Source organism: Streptomyces sp. NPDC051133, assembly GCF_040682635.1.
GTDB lineage: Bacteria > Actinomycetota > Actinomycetes > Streptomycetales > Streptomycetaceae > Streptomyces.
The window spans coordinates 140444-157735 of sequence record NZ_JBFBBK010000009.1; the positions used below are offsets into that span (position 1 = coordinate 140444).

Genomic DNA, 17292 nt, shown 5'->3' on the forward strand with positions numbered 1-17292 from the left:
GCGTGCGTTTCCGACTCAGCGAGGAGCAGCGGGCGTTGCGGGCCGGGGTACGGCAGATGCTGGACCGGCGGTTCGGGAGGGAGGAGCTGCGCGCGGCCGTCGACACGCCGGGGCGGCTCGACCGGGCGCTGTGGCGGGCGCTCGGGGAGGCCGGGTTCTTCGCGCTGCGGCTGCCCGAGGCGGACGGCGGGGTGGGACTGGGGCTGCCGGAGGCGGTGCTGGTCTTCGAGGAGGCGGGCCGGGCGCTGCTGCCGGGGCCGCTCGTGGCCACCCATCTCGCCGCCGGGTCCGTACCCGGGGCGGCCTCCGGGGAGACCGTCGTGGCCGCCGTGGACGGGGAACTGGTGGAGTGGCTGGACGCGGCGGACGTCGTACGCGGGGACACCTCCGGGGCCGTACCCCTGCGCTCGCTGGACCCGCTCACCCCCGTGCACCGGGTGCCGCGGACGGGCCGGCCCGGCCGGCCCGTCCCGGAGGCGGTCCTGCTCACCGCCGCCGAACAGCTCGGCACCGCCGCACGCGTGTGCGAGCTGGCCGTGGAACACGCCCGGGCGCGCGAGCAGTTCGGGCAGCCGATCGGTGCCTTCCAGGCGGTCAAACACCTGTGCGCGGACCTGCTGGTGCGGGCCGAGACGGCCCGCGCCGCCGTCTACGCGGCCTCCGTCACCGCCGACCCGGCCGACATCGCCGCCGCACGGCTGCTCGCCGACGAGGCCGCCGTGCGCGGCGCCCGGGACTGCCTCCAAGTGCACGGCGGTATGGGCTTCACCTGGGAGTCGGACGTGCATCTGCACCTGAAGCGGGCCTGGGTGCGGGCCCGGCGCGGCGGCGGGGGCACGGAGAGCGAGGAGCTTCTGGCCGCGCGCCTGACCGTCTGACCGGCCGCCACGGCCCTGGGCTGCGGCCCTGGGCCCGGAACTGCCGCGTCGGCCACAAGCTTTGGCCCAAGATGTCGCGGATCGTGGCGCGCCGGTATCACGGAGCGTCGATACCGGCTTGTGTCCTTCACGTGACTCGTCACGGCCCGGAGTCGGGGGCCCGCTCGGGTACCTTGTGTGAGATGCGAGTGGCTGCGAGCACGAGCCGTGCCGGCGGTGCCCCTGGGGCGGTGCCGGACCATGCGGTGCGCGCCGCTGTTCGCGAGGCGATCGGGGCCCTCGCCCCCGCCTGTTCGACTCCCCGGCATGAGCGTCGCACAGTATGCCGCACGCGTACTCCTTCCCGCGGGAATATGCCCGAAGCGCTTGTTGGGGTGACTGTACGTCAACCATGCTGTTTCTTAAGGGAGTCACGTTCCGTGACCCCTGCTCTGGCCGTTGTTCTGAGCATGCAGAAAATGGCTACGATCGTGGCCCTCGTCATGTCGGCCGCCGCGGCTCCCGCCGTGGTGCTCCGGCGGCGTCGGGTCATGTGTCCGCCGGTTCGGATGGTGTGAGCGGTGCAGGTGCTTCAAGTGCAGCTGGAGATCCGACCCGACCCCGCGGAGGTGGGGCGGGCCAGGAGGTGGGCCCGCTCGCGGCTCCCCGGGCTCGGCATAGAGGCCGACGAGCCGTTGGCCGAGACCCTGATCCTGCTCGTCTCCGAGCTGGTGACCAACGCGGTGGTGCACACCGCCTGTCCGGCCGTGCTGCGGCTCTCCGTGCCGGTCCCGCAGACCGAGGCCACCCCGTCCACCACGCTGCGGCTGGAGGTGGCCGACACCAGTTCCCGCGCCCCCGTGCCGCGCTGCGCCGCCGGTGACGCCACCGGCGGCCGGGGTCTCGCCCTCGTGGACTGCCTCGCGGACCGCTGGGGCTGGAGCCGCGAGGACGCCGGCAAGAGCATCTGGTGCGAGCTGGACCGGTGTTCCCCGCCCCGGGAGAGCGCGGCGGTGGCGTACGGCGGCGGACTGTCCGCGTACGAGGACCTCGCCTTCGAAGCGGTGTAGACCCCCGGTGCGGCCGTGCGCCGGGGGTGCACCCGTGCGCGGGCGCCACGAACCAGCTGCACACGGCACATGCCCGCCTCGGCGTTGACGTCACGTGACCGGCCGAACACCCTGGTGGGCGACGATTCGCAGCGAGGGGACGACGAGGGCCCGATGACGGCGGTCCTCGTCGAGTGTGGGTCGCACCGGCCCGCGGCGCGCGCGACGGTGGGGGGAGGCGCGCCGCCGGCCGGTTCCACGGCCGGGCGCGAACAGGGCCGTTGTGACCGGCGCCGCCGGTGACCAGGGCCCGGAGTCGTCTCAGAGCACGGCCACCGGCGCCACCGGTGTCCCCGTCCCCCCGACGAACGGCTCGGGCATCGCCGACAGCAGGAACGCGTACCGCCCGTGTTCTCCACAGGCTGTGGACAACTCTTCGAGATTCCAGTTCTGCCCCTGCAGCATCCCCATCTCCACCAGGTCCAGGGCGTGCACGGGCAACCACAGGTCGTCGATCTCGGGCGGAAATATCTCGAACGTGAGCGTGTCGTTGGCGACCGCGGCCACATCGCGCGCGTGGAACCACTCCGGGCAGCGCACCGACAACCCCGGCGACGGATACCCGTACCCGTGCCTGTCCCCTGCCAGATACACCTGCACCTGCCCGGTCCGCACGAGTACGACGTCCCCGCCCCGCACCCGGACCCCGCCGAACTCCTCCGCCGCCTCCAGATCCTCCGGCGTGACCGCGCGGCCCCCCTCCAGCCGGTCCACGCCCCGCGCCCGTGCCACGTCCAGCAGCACCCCGCGCGAGACGATGTGCCGCGCCTTGTCGATCCCGCCGAACCCGGCACCGCCGTGTGCGGTGACCGTGTGCGCCGGGCGGCCGTTGTAGAGCCTGCCGGAGTGCGAGACGTGGGGGAGCGCGTCCCAGTGGGTGCCGGCCTGCAGTCCGAGGGTCACCGCGTCGTCGCTGCACGCCACCGTGCCGGGCCCGAAGATCTCCTGGTTGATCTGCACCATGACGTGCAGCGGATTGACCCGCCCGGGGATCATCCCGGTCTGCACCCCGTCCTGTCGCAGCGGCAGCGCGAGAGGGACCCGGTGCCCGGTGCGGACCTCGGCGACGGCCTGCCGCACCACCTCGTCGGTGATGAGGTTCAGAGTGCCGGTCTCGTCGTCGGCGCCCCAACGCCCCCAGTTGTTCACGCGCTTGGCGATCTCGTGGAACTCCTCCGGCAGTGCCATCCGGTGCCTCCCCGGGGCTTGTGTCCGCGCATCCGACGGGCCATAAAATCTAACGGACCGTCAGAAACCGCGGGAAGGGGCCGGACGTGGGGAACTTCTTGGCAGACAAGGTGGTCGCCGTGACGGGCGCCGGGCGCGGCATCGGACGCGCGGTCGCGCGGGCCGCCGCCGCCGAGGGCGCGAAGGTCGTCGTCAACGACTACGGCGTCTCGACCGACGGCACTTCACCGACCAGCGAGATCGCCGACGCGGTCGTCAAGGAGATCGAGGCGGCGGGCGGCGAGGCGGTCGCGGTCGCCGACGACATCTCCACGATGGCGGGCGGGCAACGGGTCGTCGACACGGCCCTGTCGGCGTACGGCCGCCTCGACGGGGTGGTGTGCGTCGCCGGGATCCTGCGGGAACGCATGCTGTTCAACATGACCGAGGAGGAGTGGGACCCCGTCGTCGCCACCCACCTCAAGGGCACGTTCACCGTCTTCCGGGCGGCGTCGGCGGTGATGCGCGCCCAGCGGTCCGGCACGCTGATCGGCTTCACCAGCGGCAACCACCAGGGGTCGGTGTCCCAGGCCAACTACAGCGCGGCGAAGGGCGGCATCATCTCGCTCGTCCGCAGCGCGGCCCTCGGGCTGCACAAGTACGGGGTGACCGCGAACGCGGTGGCGCCGGTGGCCCGGACCCGGATGTCGGCGAACGTCCCCACGGAGCTGGCGGAGATCGGCGAGCCGGAGGACGTGGCCGCGCTGGTGGTGTACCTGCTGTCCGGACGGGCCGCCGCACAGGGCATCACGGGTCAGGTGTACACGATCGCCGGGCCGAAGATCGCGGTGTGGGCGCAGCCCAGGGAGTTGCGGGCCGCGTATGCGAGTGCCTCCGGCGGGTGGACACCGGAGACGATCGCGGAGTTCCTGCCCGGGTCGGTGGGGGTGGATCCGATGCCGATGCTGTCCCAGCTCTCGGCGATGGAGTCGGCGGCTCGAGAGGGGGCTCGGCCCAACGCCCAATAGGCCGGGGCGCTCCTGCGCACCCCCTCCGGAAGGTGGACCCGTGGATTTCGGAAAGACCGCAGACGACGAAGAGTTCCGCGCCGAGGCCCGGGCCTGGCTCGCCGCGCACGCAGCGCCTTCCACCCCCCGTCGTACCTGGGAGCGCACCCTCGGCCGGGCCGGGTGGATCGGGCTCGGCTGGCCGGAGCCGGGCTACGGCAACCGCACCGCCTCCCTCCCCCAACAGGTGGCCTGGGCCGAGGAGTACGCCCGTTCGCCCGCGCCCCCGCGCTCCGGGCACATCGGGGAGAACCTGCTCGCGCCCACCCTGCTCGCCCACGGCAGCGAGGAGCAGAAGAACCGCTTCCTGCCTCCGATCGCCGCCGGTGAGGAGCTGTGGTGCCAGGGCTACAGCGAACCGGGCGCCGGGTCCGACCTGGCCGGGGTGCGCACGGCGGCGGTACGCGACGGGGCGCACTACCGCATCACCGGGCAGAAGATCTGGACCTCCCTCGCCCACGAGGCCGACTGGTGCTTCGTGCTGGCCCGGACCGACCCGGCGTCCCGCCGCCACCACGGACTGAGCTTCCTGCTCGTCCCCATGGACCAGCCCGGCCGCATCGAGGTGCGGCCCATCCGCCAGATGACCGGCACCAGCGACTTCAACGAGGTCTTCTTCGACGGCGCACGCGCGCGCGTGGAACACGTCGTCGGGGGAGAGGGACAGGGCTGGCGCGTTGCCATGAGCCTGCTCGGGTTCGAGCGGGGCGTGTCCACCCTCGCCCAGCAGATCGGGTTCGCCGAGGAACTGGGCCGGGTGACCGGGACCGCCGTACGGACCGGCGCCGTCACCGACCCCGTCGTCCGTGACCGTCTCGTCCGCCAGTGGGCCGAACTGCGCACCATGCGCTGGCACGCCCTGCGCACCCTCGGCGGCTCCGGCGACCCGGGCGCGCCCAGCGTGGCCAAGCTGCTCTGGGCCGGCTGGCACCAGCGGCTGGGGGAGCTGGCGGTGCGGGTGCGGGGCGCGGAGGGTGCCGTGGGGCCGGTGGACTGGTCGCCGGGCGCGCCGTACGAACTGGACGCGGACCAGCACCTCTTCCTGTTCTCCCGGGCCGACACGATCTACGGCGGCTCGGACCAGGTCCAGCGCACGATCATCGCCGAGCGCGTGCTCGGTCTGCCCAGAGAGCCCAAGGGGGCCGTGTGATGCGTGGAGTGGTGTTCGACGGCAAGCAGGTCCAGGTCGTGGACGATCTCCAGGTGCGGGAGCCGGGGCCCGGCGAGGTGCTGGTGGCGATCGCCGCGGCCGGGCTGTGCCACAGCGACCTGTCCGTGGTGGACGGCACCATTCCCTTCCCGGTGCCGGTGGTGCTGGGGCACGAGGGCGCGGGCGTGGTCGAGGCGGTCGGCGCGGGCGTCACCCATGTCGCGCCCGGCGACCACGTGGCGCTGTCCACGCTCGCCAACTGCGGCACCTGCGCGGAATGCGACCGGGGCCGGCCGACCATGTGCCGGCAGGCGATCGGGCGCCCGGGCCGGCCGTTCACCCGGGGCGGCACGGACCCGGTCCACCAGTTCGCCTCCAACTCGGCCTTCGCGGAACGTACGGTCGTCAAGGCCGTGCAGGCCGTACGGATACCGAAGGACATCCCCCTCCGGTCCGCCGCGCTGATCGGGTGCGGAGTGCTCACGGGCGTGGGCGCCGTGCTGAACCGGGCCCGGGTGGACCGCGGGGACAGCGTCGTCGTCATCGGGACCGGCGGGATCGGGCTGAACGTGCTGCAGGGCGCCCGGCTCGCGGGCGCGCTCAGGATCGTCGCCGTGGACGCCAACCCGGCCAAGGAGGAGGTGGCCCGGCAATTCGGCGCCACCGACTTCCTGACCTCGGCAAAGGGCGTGCGGGACCTCCTGCCCACGGGCGCCGACCACGTCTTCGAGTGCGTCGGCCGGGTCGAGCTCATCCGGCAGGCGGTCGACCTCCTCGACCGGCACGGCCAGGCGATCCTGCTCGGCGTGCCCCCGGCCACGGCCGAGGCGTCCTTCCTCGTCTCCTCCCTCTACCTGGACAAGTCGATCCTGGGCTGCCGCTACGGCTCCTCGCGCCCCCAGCGGGACATCGCCCTCTACGCCGACCTGTACCGCCGAGGCCGCCTGCTGCTCGACGAGCTGGTCACGGCCGCCTACCCGGTGGAGGACTTCGACAAGGCCCGCGCCGACGCGGAGGCGGGACGGGTGGCGCGGGCGGTGCTCACCTTCTGAGCGGGGCGGCCGGCGGGGCCCGGTCAGTCCGGTCTCCGGCGAGCCCGCTGCGCCTCGCGCAGGACCGCCCAGGCGTCCGCCACGGGGCCCATGTGTCCGAGCTTCTCCGGGTTGCTGACCGTGCGGATCGTCTGGATCCGCCCGTCGAGGACGTCGAGCGTCCAGGTGTTGACGACCTTGCCGTCCCGGTCCCGGAAGATCGCGCCCGGCCGGCCGTTCACCGGGTGCGGTTCCACCACGCCACCGATGCGCACGAACGGCGGGAGGAAGGAGAGGAGCACCCGGGACACGTGGTCGACGCCGTAGAAGCCCTTCGCCCACTGCGGGGCCTTGCCGCCGCTGTCCGCGACCAGTTGCACGTCGGCCGCGAGCAGCGTCCGCAGCCCGTCGACGTCCCCTTCGGCGAAGGCCTCGAAGAAGCGCGTCGCGAGCTCCTCCCGCTCGCGCCGGCCGGCCTCGAACCGGGGCCGGCCCTCGTGCATGTGCCGGCGCGCCCGCACCGCCAGCTGACGGCACGCCGCCTCCGAGCGGCCCACCGCCGAGGCGACCTCCGGGAAACCGAACCCGAACACCTCCCGCAGCACGAACACCGCCCGTTCCAGCGGGGTGAGCCGTTCGAGCAGGAGCAGGGCCGCCATCGACACCGAGTCGGCCAGCTCGGCCGAGCGCTCGGGATCCTGGTAGGGGTCGGTCAGCAGCGGCTCGGGGAACCACGGCCCGACGTACTCCTCACGCCGGACCCGGGCCGAGCGCAGCACGTTGATCGAGACGCGGGTGACCACCGCGGACAGGAACGCCTTGGCCGAGGCGGGGGGTGTCGGCGACGCCTCGTAGCGCAGCCAGCTCTCCTGGACGGCGTCCTCGGCCTCGGCCACGCTGCCCAGGATCCGGTACGCGATCGAGAACAGCAGCGGCCGCAGCTCCTGGAACTCCTCGGCCCGGGTCACGCCAGCTCCTCGGCGAAACCCTGCCGCCACGACGGATGGCGCAGCCGCCAGCCGAGCTCCCGCTTGGCCTTGGCGTTGGAGAAGCCGCGTCCCTGCGTCATCATCACCACCGCCTGGTCCCCGGCCAGCAGCCGGGCCAGCCACACCGGGATCCGCATCGGCCGCTTCGCTCCCGCGCAGGCCGCCAGGTGGGGCAGCCACTCGCTCGCCGGGGCCGGCTCGTCGTCCACGATGTTGAACACGCCCGTCGCCTTCCGCTCCACGGCCAGGACGGTGGCGCTCGCCGCGTCGTCGAGATGCACCCACGAGCTGTAGCCGGTGCCGCGCCCCACCAGCGGGTACTGCCGCTTGCGGACCAGCTCCACCTGGTCGTCGACGGCGCCGGGCCCGTAGAACGCGCCGTAGCGCAGGACGGCACCGCCGGCCCTGAGGACCACGTCCTCGACGTGGCTCAACGCCTTCAGGCCCACGTGTGCCGCCGTTCCCTCGAGCAGGTCCAGCGGGTCCTGCTCGGTCTTCACCCAGCCGCCCTCCCGGATGCCGTTCCAGGAGGCGTAGCCCTGCGCGACGACGTGGGACACACCGGTCGCCCGCGCGGCCGCCAGCAGGTGGTCCGTCCCCTCGGTGCGCAGCCGGTTGGTGGTGGCGAACCAGCGGTCCGGGTGCTTGATGTCGGGCTTGCCGGCGTGCGTCATGGAGATCGCGGTCATCTGGTGCACGATCACCTCCGGCCGGGCCCCGGCCACCGCCTCACCGACCGACGCCGCGTCCAGCCCGTCCATCACCACGCCGTCCGCGCCCAGCCGCGCCAGCATGCCCAGCCTGGCCGCGCTCGTGGTGGTCGCCGTCACCTGATGGCCGCGGGCCAGGAGCTGCGGCACCAGCCGCCGGCCCAGAACCCCGGTCCCGCCTGCCACGAACACCCGCATGACCGTCACCTCTCCGACGTCAACGTCTGTCTTCACCTCACAAGACAAGACAGCCCGGCCGTCTGTGACATGGCAGGCGGAACGCGCTCACCCGGACCCGTCCCCCGCCGCCCGGAACGTCCGCCGGTACGTCGTCGGGGTCACCCCGAGCGCCTGCTGGAGGTGCTGGCGCATCGACTGGGCCGTGCCGAAGCCCGAGTCCCGGGCCACCTGGTCCATGGACAGGCCGGTGGACTCCAGCAGGTGCCGGGCCCGTTCCACCCGCTGCTGGGTGAGCCACTGGCCGGGGCTGACCCCGGCCTCCTCGCGGAACCGGCGGGTGAAGGTGCGCACCGACATGGCCTCCTGCTCGGCCATGTCCCGCAGCTGGATGGGCTCGTGGAGCCGGCCGAGCGCCCAGGCGCGGGCGGCCCGGGTCGTGGCCTGCTGCGGATCCGGGACCGGGCGGTGGATGTACTGGGCCTGGCCGCCGTCGCGGTGCGGCGGTACGACGGTACGGCGGGCCACGTCGGTGGCGACCGCCGTACCGAAGTCGCGGCGCACCATGTGCAGGCACAGGTCGATCCCGGCGGCCACCCCGGCCGAGGTGAGCACGTCGCCGTCGTCGATGAACAGCACGTCCGCGTCGACCTTGATCTTCGGGAACATCCGCTGGAAGCGGTCGGCGTCCGCCCAGTGCGTGGTCGCCGGGCGGCCGTCGAGGAGGCCGGCGGCGGCGAGGACATAGACACCGGTGCAGATGGAGGCGAGCCGGGTGCCGGGGCGGACGAGGGCGAGCGCGGCGGCCAGTTCGTCGGTGAGCCTGCCCTCCTCGTAGACCGGCCCGAGTTCGTACGACGCCGGGACGACGACCGTGTCGGCGGTGGCGAGGACCTCGGGGCCGTGCGCGACCTGCACGGCGAAGTCGGCGTCCGTCTCGACCGGGCCGGGCGGCCGTACCGAGCAGGTCACGACCTCGTACAGGTGCCGCCCCCGGTCGTCCGCCGGGCGGCCGAAGATGCGGTGCGGGATGCCGAGTTCGAAGGGCAGCAGCCCGTCCAGGGCGAGGACGGCGACCCGGTGCGGACGGAAGTTCCCCGAAGAGGTCATGGCCCGATCCTAGCGAATGCTGTCCTTCGGGCCACTCGATGCGCGGGCTCCGACGGCGGACGCTGGATGACGTGACTCAGACAAGCCCCGCCGCAGCCCCTGTCCAGGCCCCGCCCGTCCGGCGCCGCCGTGTGCACCGCGCCTGGTTCGTCGCCGCCGTCACCTTCGTCACGATCATCGGCGCCGCCGCCTTCCGCTCCCTGCCCGGCCTGCTCATCGACCCGCTGCACGAGGAGTTCGGCTGGTCGCGCGGCACGATCGGCGCGGCCGTCTCCCTCAACCTCGCCCTCTACGGCCTCACCGCGCCCTTCGCCGCGGCGCTGATGGACCGCTTCGGCATCCGCCGGGTGGTCGCCGTCGCGCTGAGCGTGATCGCGCTCGGGTCCGGGCTGACCGTGTGGATGACGGCGGCCTGGCAGCTGTGGCTGTGCTGGGGCCTGCTGGTCGGCCTGGGCTCCGGCTCGATGGCTCTGGCCTTCGCCGCGACGGTCACCAACCGCTGGTTCACCGAGCGGCGCGGTCTGGTCAGCGGCATCCTCACCGCCGCGTCCGCCTCCGGGCAGCTGATCTTCCTGCCGGTGCTGTCCTGGCTGACCGAACACCACGGCTGGCGCCCGGCCGCCGTGACCGTGGCCCTGGCCGCCCTCGCCGTCGTGCCCTTCGTGTGGATCCTGCTGCGCGACCACCCGGCCGACGTCGGCCAGAAGCCGTACGGCGCGGTCGCGTTCATACCCAAGCCGGCCCCGGTCACCGGCGCCGCCCGCCGTACGGTGCGGGTGCTCTCGTCGGCCGTCCGCACCGGCACCTTCTGGCTGCTCGCCGGCACCTTCGCGATCTGCGGGGCCTCCACCAACGGCCTGATCCAGACCCACTTCGTGCCCGCCGAGCACGACCACGGCATGCCGGTCACGACGGCGGCCTCGCTGCTCGCGGTCGTCGGCGTGTTCGACGTGGCCGGCACGATCGCCTCCGGCTGGTTCACCGACCGCTTCGAGCCGCGCCGCCTGCTCGCCGTCTACTACGCCCTGCGCGGGATCTCCCTGGTGTTCCTGCCGATGCTGCTGGGCCCCGCCGTCCACCCCCCCGATGATCTTCTTCATCGTCTTCTACGGCCTGGACTGGGTGGCCACCGTCCCGCCCACCCTCGCCCTGTGCCGCGAGCAGTTCGGCGAGGACAGCGCCATCGTCTTCGGCTGGGTCCTCGCCTCCCACCAGGTCGGCGCGGCCCTCGTCGCCTACCTCGGCGGCGTGGCCCGAGACGTCTTCGGCTCCTACGACCTCGTCTGGTACGCCTCCGGCACACTGTGCGCGGCGGCGGCCCTGATGTCCCTGGTGATCCGGCGGACGCCCCCGCTGCCGGCCATGCCCTGAACCCGCGCACCGCGCAGGGGCGGCCCCGCCGGCTCCGCTCAGACGGTGTCGATCCGCCAGGCGATCACACCGGTGGCCCCGCCGGCGGCATCGACGTCGAGGCGCAGCCGCCCGGTGGCCGTGATCCTTCGCCGGAGCACGGACTGATCACACGGCAGCTCGGACCGCGCACCGGCGCTCGGCGGCGAGAGCGTCATGTGCGCGCTGCCACTGCCGAAGCAGACCACGCTGAGACGGTAGGCCGTACCCGCGTCCAGCTTCGCCTCACTGTGGACGCCGTCCGTCACACGCTCGGCGCCGCTCTCGAACAAGCGCCCGGTGCCAACGGCCGCGAGGGCATCCTCCGCCCGCTGGGTGAGCTGCCGCTCGGAGGGGCCGGCCGCCGTCGGGGACGAACTGGGCGCGGACGAGGGACGGGTGGCGCCGTCGGCGCCACCGGAAGAGGTGCAGGAGGCCAGCGTGAACACCGAGGCCGCCAGCGCGCATCCGGCGATCCAGGCCCGTGAGTTCGATGAGGTCATGCAGAGATGATGGACTCAGTCGCCGATCCGCCCGAACCGCCCCCGGTGGAAGAGCAGCGGCTCGTCCGGACCGTCGGTCCCCAAGGCGTTCACCCGGCCCACGACGATCAGGTGGTCGCCCCCGGTGTGGACGGCGTGCACCGTGCAGTCGATCCAGGCGGTGGCGTCGGCGAGGCGCGGGGAGCCCGAGACGGGGGCAGCGTCGTACGCCACCCCGGCGAACTTGTCGGCGCCGCTCACCGCGAAGCCCCGGCACAGCTCACCCTGCCCGGCACTGAGCACGTTGACGCAGAAGACCCCGGCACGGGCGATACGGGGCCAGGTGGCCGACGTACGGCCCACCATGAAGCAGACCAGGGGCGGGTCGAGGGAGAGGGAGGAGAACGACTGGCAGGCGAAGCCCGCCGGGGCGTCCATGCCGTCGGCGGCCGGGGCCGTGATCACGGCGACCCCGCTCGCGAAGTGCCCCAGCACCCGCCGGAACTCCGCCGCCTCGACCGGCGCCCGCTCACCCTCCCGCACACACCGCAACTCGGGGCGCGGCAGCGGCTCCACGGCCCGCGGAGCCGTACTCAGATACCGGACGGCGACAGCCGCCGCCCCTGCGTGTCCCATCATCTTCCCATTGAAGCTGACGACTCGTCAGGTCGGAAGTCTCATCGCCCCCCGAACTTGGGCTCCCTGCGTTCCGTGAACGCTCGCAGGCCCTCCCCGGCGTCCTCGGTCGTCATGTTGATCTCCTGGGCCGCCGCCTCTGCCGCGAAGGCGGTGGGGCGGTCGGTGTCGAGGGAGGCGTTGACCAGTTGCTTGGTCAGGGCCAGGGCCCGGGTGGGGGCGGAGGCCAGGCGGGTCGCCCACTCGCGGGCCGTCTCCTCCAGCTCGCCGTCCGCCACCACCCGGTTGACCAGGCCCAGCCGTGCCGCGTCCGCCGCCGGGAGCGGGTCCCCGAAGAACATCAGCTCCTTCGCCCGCTGGGGGCCCAGCAGCCGGGGCAGCAGATAGGCGCCTGCGCCGTCCGGGACGAGGCCGCGGCGTACGAACACCTCGATGAACCGGGCCGACTCGGCGGCCAGGACCAGGTCGCAGGCGAGCGCCAGATGCGCGCCGAGGCCGGCCGCCGTGCCGTTCACGGCCGCGATCACCGGCTTCTCGCAGTCCAGGACGGCCGCGATCAGGCGTTGTGCGCCCTGGCGCAGGGTGCGGGCCACGTCCCCGGGCAGCCGCTCGCCCCGCGCGGCACCGCCCCGCAGATCGGCCCCCGCGCAGAAGCCGCGGCCCGTCCCGGTCAGGACGACCGCCCGTACGGCGGGGTCGGCGGACGCCTCCGTCAGCAGCTCGATGATCCGCTCCCGCATGACGGGGGTGAGCGCGTTCAGCGCCTCCGGGCGGGCGAGCGTGATGCGGGAGACCTGGCCGCCGATCTCGTGGACGATGTCGCTCACCGGCACACCACCAGCGCGTCCAGCGCCACCGCGCCCTGCCCCCGGGGCAGCACCATCAACGGATTGATGTCCAACTCGGCTATCCGCTCGCCCAGTTCCAGCGCCATGCGCTGCACCCGCAGCACCACCTCCACCAGGGCGTCCAGGTCGGCGGGCGGGCGCCCCCGGACCCCGTCCAGCAGGGCCCGGCCGCGCAGCTCGGTGAGCATGGCGCGGGCCTGGTCCTCGCCGAACGGCGGAACGCGTACGGCGGCGTCCCGCAGCACCTCCACCAGCACCCCGCCCAGACCGACGGTGACCGTCGGCCCGAACAGCTCGTCGTGCGTGACCCCGACGACCATCTCCACGCCCTGCTCGACCATCTGGCACACCAGGACCCCGTCCAGCGGGACCCCCTCGTAGCGGGCGATGTCGGTCAGCTCCCGGTAGGCGTCCCGGACCTGGCTGGCCGAGGTCAGGCCGACCTTCACCAGGCCCAGCTCCGTCTTGTGGGCGATCTGCGCGCCCGAGGCCTTCATCACCACCGGGTATCCGACCTGTGCGGCGGCGCGTACGGCCCCCGCCGCGCTGGTCACCAGCTGCTCGCGCGGCACCCGGATGCCGTAGGCGCGCAGCAGCTGCTTGGCCGCGTGCTCGCTGAGCTGCTGCCCGGGGCGCATCAGCGCCTCGGCCTTGCGAAAGGAGGGGGACGGGGTGCGCGGGGCCTCGTCGAAGGGGGAGCGGTAGTCGGCGGTGAAGCGGTGGTGCGCCAGCCAGGCGCGGACGGCGGTCAGGCAGTTGCCGACCGTGCGGAAGGTGGCCACGCGGGCGGAGCCGAGCAGGACCTCCCGGTAGGCGGGCTCGGTGCCGACCGGCGAGCCCCACACCACGCACACCAGCTTGTCCGTCTCCTCGGCGGCCGCGACCAGGTCCGCCACCAGCCGGTCGCTCAGCGGCGGGAAGGGGCCGGTGACCGGGCAGATCAGCACCCCGATCGACGGGTCGGCCAGCAGCGCGTCGATGATCTTCCGGCCGCGCTCGTCCCCGACCGGATGGCCGCCGTTGTCCACCGGGTTGGCCACACTCAGGTACTCCGGTATCCACTGGTGCAGCTCGGCCTGCCGGGCCTCGGAGAGCCGGGGCAGGTGCAGTCCCGCCGCGGTGGCGAGGTCGGCGACATGGGCGCCGGTGCCGCCGGAGATGGAGTACACCGCGACCCCCTCCGCCCGCGGCGCCCGCGCCCGCGCCAGCAGGGCGGCGGTGTCCTGGAGCTCGTCCAGGCCGTCGACGCGTACGACCCCGAACTGGCGCATGGCCGCGTCCACCACGTCGTCGGCACCGGTGAGCTTGCCGGTGTGCGAGGCGGCCGTACGGGCCCCGGCCTCGGTGCGGCCCACCTTCACGGCGACCACCGGCACCTTGCGGCGGGCGGCGCGGTCGGCGGCCAGCAGGAAGGCGCGGCCGTCCTTCAGGCCCTCCACGTAACAGGCGACGGCGCCGACCTCGGGCTGTTCGGCGAACCAGGAGATGAAGTCGGACGTCTCCAGATCGGCCTCGTTCCCGGTGGGTGCCCAGTGCGAGAGCCGGATGCCCAGCTCCTGCAGGGCGAAGACGGGGCGGCCCTGGTGGCCGGACTGGGTGATCAGGGCGATCGCCGGGCCGGTCAGATCCTCCCGGAAGCGCTCGAAGGCGTTGAGGTTGGTGTTCGGGCCGAGCAGCCGCAGGCCCGAGCGCCGTACGGCCTGTGCGAGCCGCGCCTGTGCCTCGGCGCCCGCCTCCCCGGTCTCCGCGAAGCCGGAGGCGAAGGCGACGGCGAACTTCACCTTGGCCTCGGTCAGTTGCTCCACCACCGGCAGCGGGTCGGCCACCAGCAGGACGGCCAGGTCGACCTGTTCGGGCAGCTTGGCGACGGAGGCGACACAGGGGACGCCGAAGACCGAGCGGCGACTGGGATGCACCGGGTGCACCCGCGCGCCGACCCGCTCGGCCCATGCCAGCAGCTGCCGGGTGATCCCGGTGTTGGGCCGGCCCTCGGCGTCCGAGGCGCCGATCACGGCGACGGACTCGGGCCGGAAGAACCGGGAGAGGTCCGGCACGTCCGCGTACAGCGGGCGCCCGCTCACGTCGAGGTCGTCGACCTGGCCGTGGACGGCGGGGCCGGGCCGCTGCTCGCCGCAGGCGATGACCCGGGCCCGGCGGGAGTCGGTGGTGAGGGTGCCGTGGGTTGATCCAAGCATCGGTCCGCCCCGCTCCTGTGAGACAGCAAAGTAAACTGACGCCCTGTCAGATTACTGAACTGACGCAGTGTCAGGAACTGGTCGGACGGGCAAAGTTACCGCCGGGTGCGCAGCCCCTTGGCCACGGACCGTGCGATCTTCCCGGCGTCCAGCGCCAGCTCGCGCAGCATTCCGCTGATCGGGTTGGTGTAACCCTGGAAGTACAGGCCCGGCGCCCCGGCGGGCGCACGGCCGCCCCGGACGACCGGTCTGCCGCGCCCGTCCAGCACCTCCAGATGCCCGACCAGACCCTCCAGGGCCCGCCGGTACCCGGTCGCCGCGATCACCACGTCCGGCTCGATCCGGCTGCCGTCGGCCAGGACGACCTTTCCGGGGTCCCCGCCCTCGAACGCCTCGACGGCCGCGACGATCTCCACCGTCCCCGTGCGGACGGCGTTGATCAGGCCGACGTCCTGGACCGGGATGGCACCCTGCTTCACCCTGCTGTACAGGCCGGTGTCCGGCCGCGGCAGGCCGTGGGCGGACAGGTCCGGCACACCGACCCGGGCCTGCAGCCGGCTCAGCCGGTCCACGAGCCCCACCGGCAGCCGCCGCACCAGCACGCCCGAGTACTGCGCGGGCCACCCGAGCGTCGAGCGGCGCACGAGGTGCGGCACGGTCCGCACGGCCAGCCGCACCCGGGCGGCCCCGCCCTCCACCAGGTCCACGGCGATCTCCGCGCCGGTGTTGCCGACGCCCACGACGAGCACGTCACGGCCGGCGTACGGCTGGGCGTTGCGGTAGGCGTCGGCGTGCAGGAACTCCCCGCCGAAGTCCGCGCGTCCGGGCCAGTCGGGGAGGTGCGGGGTGTGGTTGTGGCCCGTGGCGACGACCACCGCGCTGCCCGTCAGCTCCCGCCCGCCGGAGGCGTGCAGCAGCCAGCCGGTGCCGTCCCCGGTCCGCTCGACGCGGAAGACCTCCACACCGGTGACGATCTCCAGCTCGTGGTGCTCGGCGTACTTCTCCAGGTAACGCACCACGTCGTCACGGGACACCCAACGGCCGTACTTCCGCGGGATCTTCAGGCCCGGCAGCGCCGACAGCCGCCGGGTGGTGTGCAGTCGGAGCCGGTCGTAGTGGCCGCGCCAGGAGGCGCCCACCTCGTCGGCCTTCTCCAGGACCACGGCCCGTATGCCCCGCGCCCGCAGCGCGTACGCGACGGCCAGACCGCCGGGACCGGCGCCGATGACATAGACCGGGCGGTCGGCGGGGGTTGCGGTGAGCTGGACGGAAGCGGAACGGGAGTCGGCCATGCTCCGGAGCGTAATCACGCACCCGGTTGATGGGTCTCGGTCAAGACCGGAATTGGTTGCGGATTGATCACGGGTGTGGGAGGAGTGGGCGGAGCCGGTGACGCGGGACGCCCGCTTGTGGTCGTACGGCGTCGTTGTGGCCGTCCTGCGTCACCGGCTCCGCCCTCTGTGAACGATTCGGGGCGGACTCACGGGTGTGGGCAACACCCGCTATCTGACGTACCGTCAGATTCATGGACTCCATATGGCTGGACGGCGCTCAGTGGCTGGCGGTGCTGCGGATCGGTCTGGGTCTGTGGTGGCTGGAGAGCTGGCGGCACAAGGACAAGAAGGCCTGGTTCGAGCGGGGGAGCGGCATCGCCTGGGCGGCCGACGTGGCGGCGAAGCACCGCTGGACCCCGGTGCGGACGGGCTTCGAGACGGTGGTGAAGCCGCACCCGAAGCTGATGGCGTACGTCGTCGCCTACGCCGAACTCGCCCTCGGACTCGGCCTGATCCTCGGCTTCCTCACCCCGGCGGCCCTGATCGGCGGCCTGCTGCTGAACGCGATCTACTTCGTCCTGATGATCCACGACTGGGCGGAACAGGGCCAGAACTCGATGATGGCGCTGATCTCGCTGGTCGGGTTCTTCGGCATGTCCTGGCAGACGTGGTCGCTGGACGCCTGGGCGGGGTGGTTCCGATGAGCGGGGCACGCCACGGCCTGCCCGAGCCCGACTCCTTCACGCGCCCCTACTGGGAGGCGGCGGCCGAGGGCGTGCTCCTCCTGCGCCGCTGCGGCACCTGCGGCCGGGCGCACCACTACCCCCGGGAGTTCTGCCCGCACTGCTGGAGCGACGACGTGACCTGGGAGGAGGCGAGCGGCCGGGCCACCCTCTACACCTGGTCCACGGTCCACCGCAACGACCTCCCGCCCTTCACCACCCGCACCCCCTACGTCGCCGCGGTCGTCGACCTGGCGGAGGGCCCCCGGATGATGACGCAACTGACGGACTGCGACGAGGCACAGCTGTCCCCGGGCATGACCCTGCGGGTGGCGTTCCGGGACGGAAATCCGGTGTTCAGGGCAGGGAGCTGAGCCGG

General features: G+C 73.2%; 16 protein-coding genes and 1 pseudogene. 8 read left to right on the forward strand and 9 right to left on the reverse strand.

What is annotated here, in order from left to right; translation table 11 throughout:
- Nucleotides 1-2: 2 nt before the first annotated feature.
- Both AB0N17_RS12600 and AB0N17_RS12605 read left to right on the forward strand, forming a co-directional pair.
- On the forward strand, nt 3-878 hold the full coding sequence (locus AB0N17_RS12600; protein ID WP_366011217.1) for an acyl-CoA dehydrogenase family protein: 876 nt from the start codon (nt 3-5) through the stop codon (nt 876-878).
- Between the two features lie 575 nt (nt 879-1453).
- Entirely contained in the window at nt 1454-1927 is a 474-nt protein-coding gene (locus AB0N17_RS12605) for an ATP-binding protein (RefSeq protein ID WP_366011288.1), read from the forward strand.
- A 300-nt stretch (nt 1928-2227) separates the two neighbouring features.
- Here the strand turns inward: AB0N17_RS12605 and AB0N17_RS12610 are convergent, their stop codons facing one another.
- Nucleotides 2228-3154 (reverse strand): cyclase family protein, encoded by a 927-nt coding sequence (locus tag AB0N17_RS12610; RefSeq protein ID WP_366011218.1) that lies wholly within the window; start codon nt 3152-3154, stop codon nt 2228-2230.
- A gap of 86 nt (nt 3155-3240) precedes the next feature.
- On the opposite strand from AB0N17_RS12610, the gene AB0N17_RS12615 reads away from it, so the two are divergent.
- From AB0N17_RS12615 to AB0N17_RS12625, 3 genes are read left to right on the forward strand one after another with little or no spacing between them, the layout of a single operon-like run.
- Nucleotides 3241-4161, forward strand: coding sequence for an SDR family NAD(P)-dependent oxidoreductase (locus tag AB0N17_RS12615; RefSeq protein ID WP_366011219.1), 921 nt, complete (start codon nt 3241-3243; stop codon nt 4159-4161).
- 40 nt (nt 4162-4201) lie between these two features.
- Nucleotides 4202-5350 (forward strand): acyl-CoA dehydrogenase family protein, encoded by a 1149-nt coding sequence (locus AB0N17_RS12620; protein WP_366011220.1) that lies wholly within the window; start codon nt 4202-4204, stop codon nt 5348-5350.
- A complete protein-coding gene (locus AB0N17_RS12625; protein WP_366011221.1) occupies nt 5350-6402 on the forward strand; it encodes a Zn-dependent alcohol dehydrogenase in 1053 nt (350 codons plus the stop codon). The genes AB0N17_RS12620 and AB0N17_RS12625 overlap by 1 nt, the downstream gene beginning before the upstream one ends.
- A 23-nt stretch (nt 6403-6425) precedes the next feature.
- Here the strand turns inward: AB0N17_RS12625 and AB0N17_RS12630 are convergent, their stop codons facing one another.
- The 3 genes from AB0N17_RS12630 to AB0N17_RS12640 form a co-directional block, all read right to left on the reverse strand.
- Nucleotides 6426-7349, reverse strand: coding sequence for an RNA polymerase sigma-70 factor (locus tag AB0N17_RS12630; RefSeq protein WP_366011222.1), 924 nt, complete (start codon nt 7347-7349; stop codon nt 6426-6428).
- Complete coding sequence (locus tag AB0N17_RS12635) at nt 7346-8278, reverse strand: NAD(P)-dependent oxidoreductase (protein WP_366011289.1); 933 nt, start codon at nt 8276-8278, stop codon at nt 7346-7348. Before AB0N17_RS12635 ends, AB0N17_RS12630 begins: the two co-directional genes overlap by 4 nt.
- A gap of 87 nt (nt 8279-8365) precedes the next feature.
- A complete protein-coding gene (locus AB0N17_RS12640) occupies nt 8366-9367 on the reverse strand; it encodes a helix-turn-helix domain-containing protein (protein WP_366011223.1) in 1002 nt (333 codons plus the stop codon).
- A 38-nt stretch (nt 9368-9405) separates the two neighbouring features.
- On the opposite strand from AB0N17_RS12640, the pseudogene AB0N17_RS12645 reads away from it, so the two are divergent.
- Nucleotides 9406-10738, forward strand: a pseudogene (locus AB0N17_RS12645) (MFS transporter).
- Nucleotides 10739-10776: 38 nt separating this feature from the next.
- On the opposite strand, the gene AB0N17_RS12650 reads toward AB0N17_RS12645, so the two are convergent.
- From AB0N17_RS12650 to AB0N17_RS12670, 5 genes are all read right to left on the reverse strand, one after another.
- Nucleotides 10777-11259 carry a hypothetical protein gene (locus AB0N17_RS12650; RefSeq protein WP_366011224.1) on the reverse strand — a complete coding sequence of 161 codons (483 nt, stop codon included), beginning with the start codon at nt 11257-11259 and terminating at the stop codon, nt 10777-10779.
- A gap of 15 nt (nt 11260-11274) precedes the next feature.
- Nucleotides 11275-11874 (reverse strand): flavin reductase family protein, encoded by a 600-nt coding sequence (locus AB0N17_RS12655; RefSeq protein ID WP_366011290.1) that lies wholly within the window; start codon nt 11872-11874, stop codon nt 11275-11277.
- Nucleotides 11875-11915: 41 nt separating this feature from the next.
- Nucleotides 11916-12707, reverse strand: a complete 792-nt coding sequence (locus AB0N17_RS12660; protein WP_366011225.1) for an enoyl-CoA hydratase-related protein — start codon at nt 12705-12707, stop codon at nt 11916-11918.
- The gene (locus tag AB0N17_RS12665; RefSeq protein WP_366011226.1) at nt 12698-14917 is read right to left on the reverse strand and encodes an acetate--CoA ligase family protein; all 2220 of its coding nucleotides are present in this window, start codon (nt 14915-14917) and stop codon (nt 12698-12700) included. The genes AB0N17_RS12660 and AB0N17_RS12665 overlap by 10 nt, the downstream gene beginning before the upstream one ends.
- A 95-nt stretch (nt 14918-15012) precedes the next feature.
- Nucleotides 15013-16209 carry an NAD(P)/FAD-dependent oxidoreductase gene (locus tag AB0N17_RS12670; protein ID WP_366011227.1) on the reverse strand — a complete coding sequence of 399 codons (1197 nt, stop codon included), beginning with the start codon at nt 16207-16209 and terminating at the stop codon, nt 15013-15015.
- A 233-nt stretch (nt 16210-16442) separates the two neighbouring features.
- Here AB0N17_RS12670 and AB0N17_RS12675 point away from each other — a divergent pair, with 233 nt between their 5' ends.
- Both AB0N17_RS12675 and AB0N17_RS12680 read left to right on the forward strand, forming a co-directional pair.
- Nucleotides 16443-16895, forward strand: a complete 453-nt coding sequence (locus tag AB0N17_RS12675; RefSeq protein ID WP_366011228.1) for a DoxX family membrane protein — start codon at nt 16443-16445, stop codon at nt 16893-16895.
- The gene (locus AB0N17_RS12680; protein ID WP_366011229.1) at nt 16892-17287 is read left to right on the forward strand and encodes a Zn-ribbon domain-containing OB-fold protein; all 396 of its coding nucleotides are present in this window, start codon (nt 16892-16894) and stop codon (nt 17285-17287) included. Before AB0N17_RS12675 ends, AB0N17_RS12680 begins: the two co-directional genes overlap by 4 nt.
- Nucleotides 17288-17292: the final 5 nt, after the last annotated feature.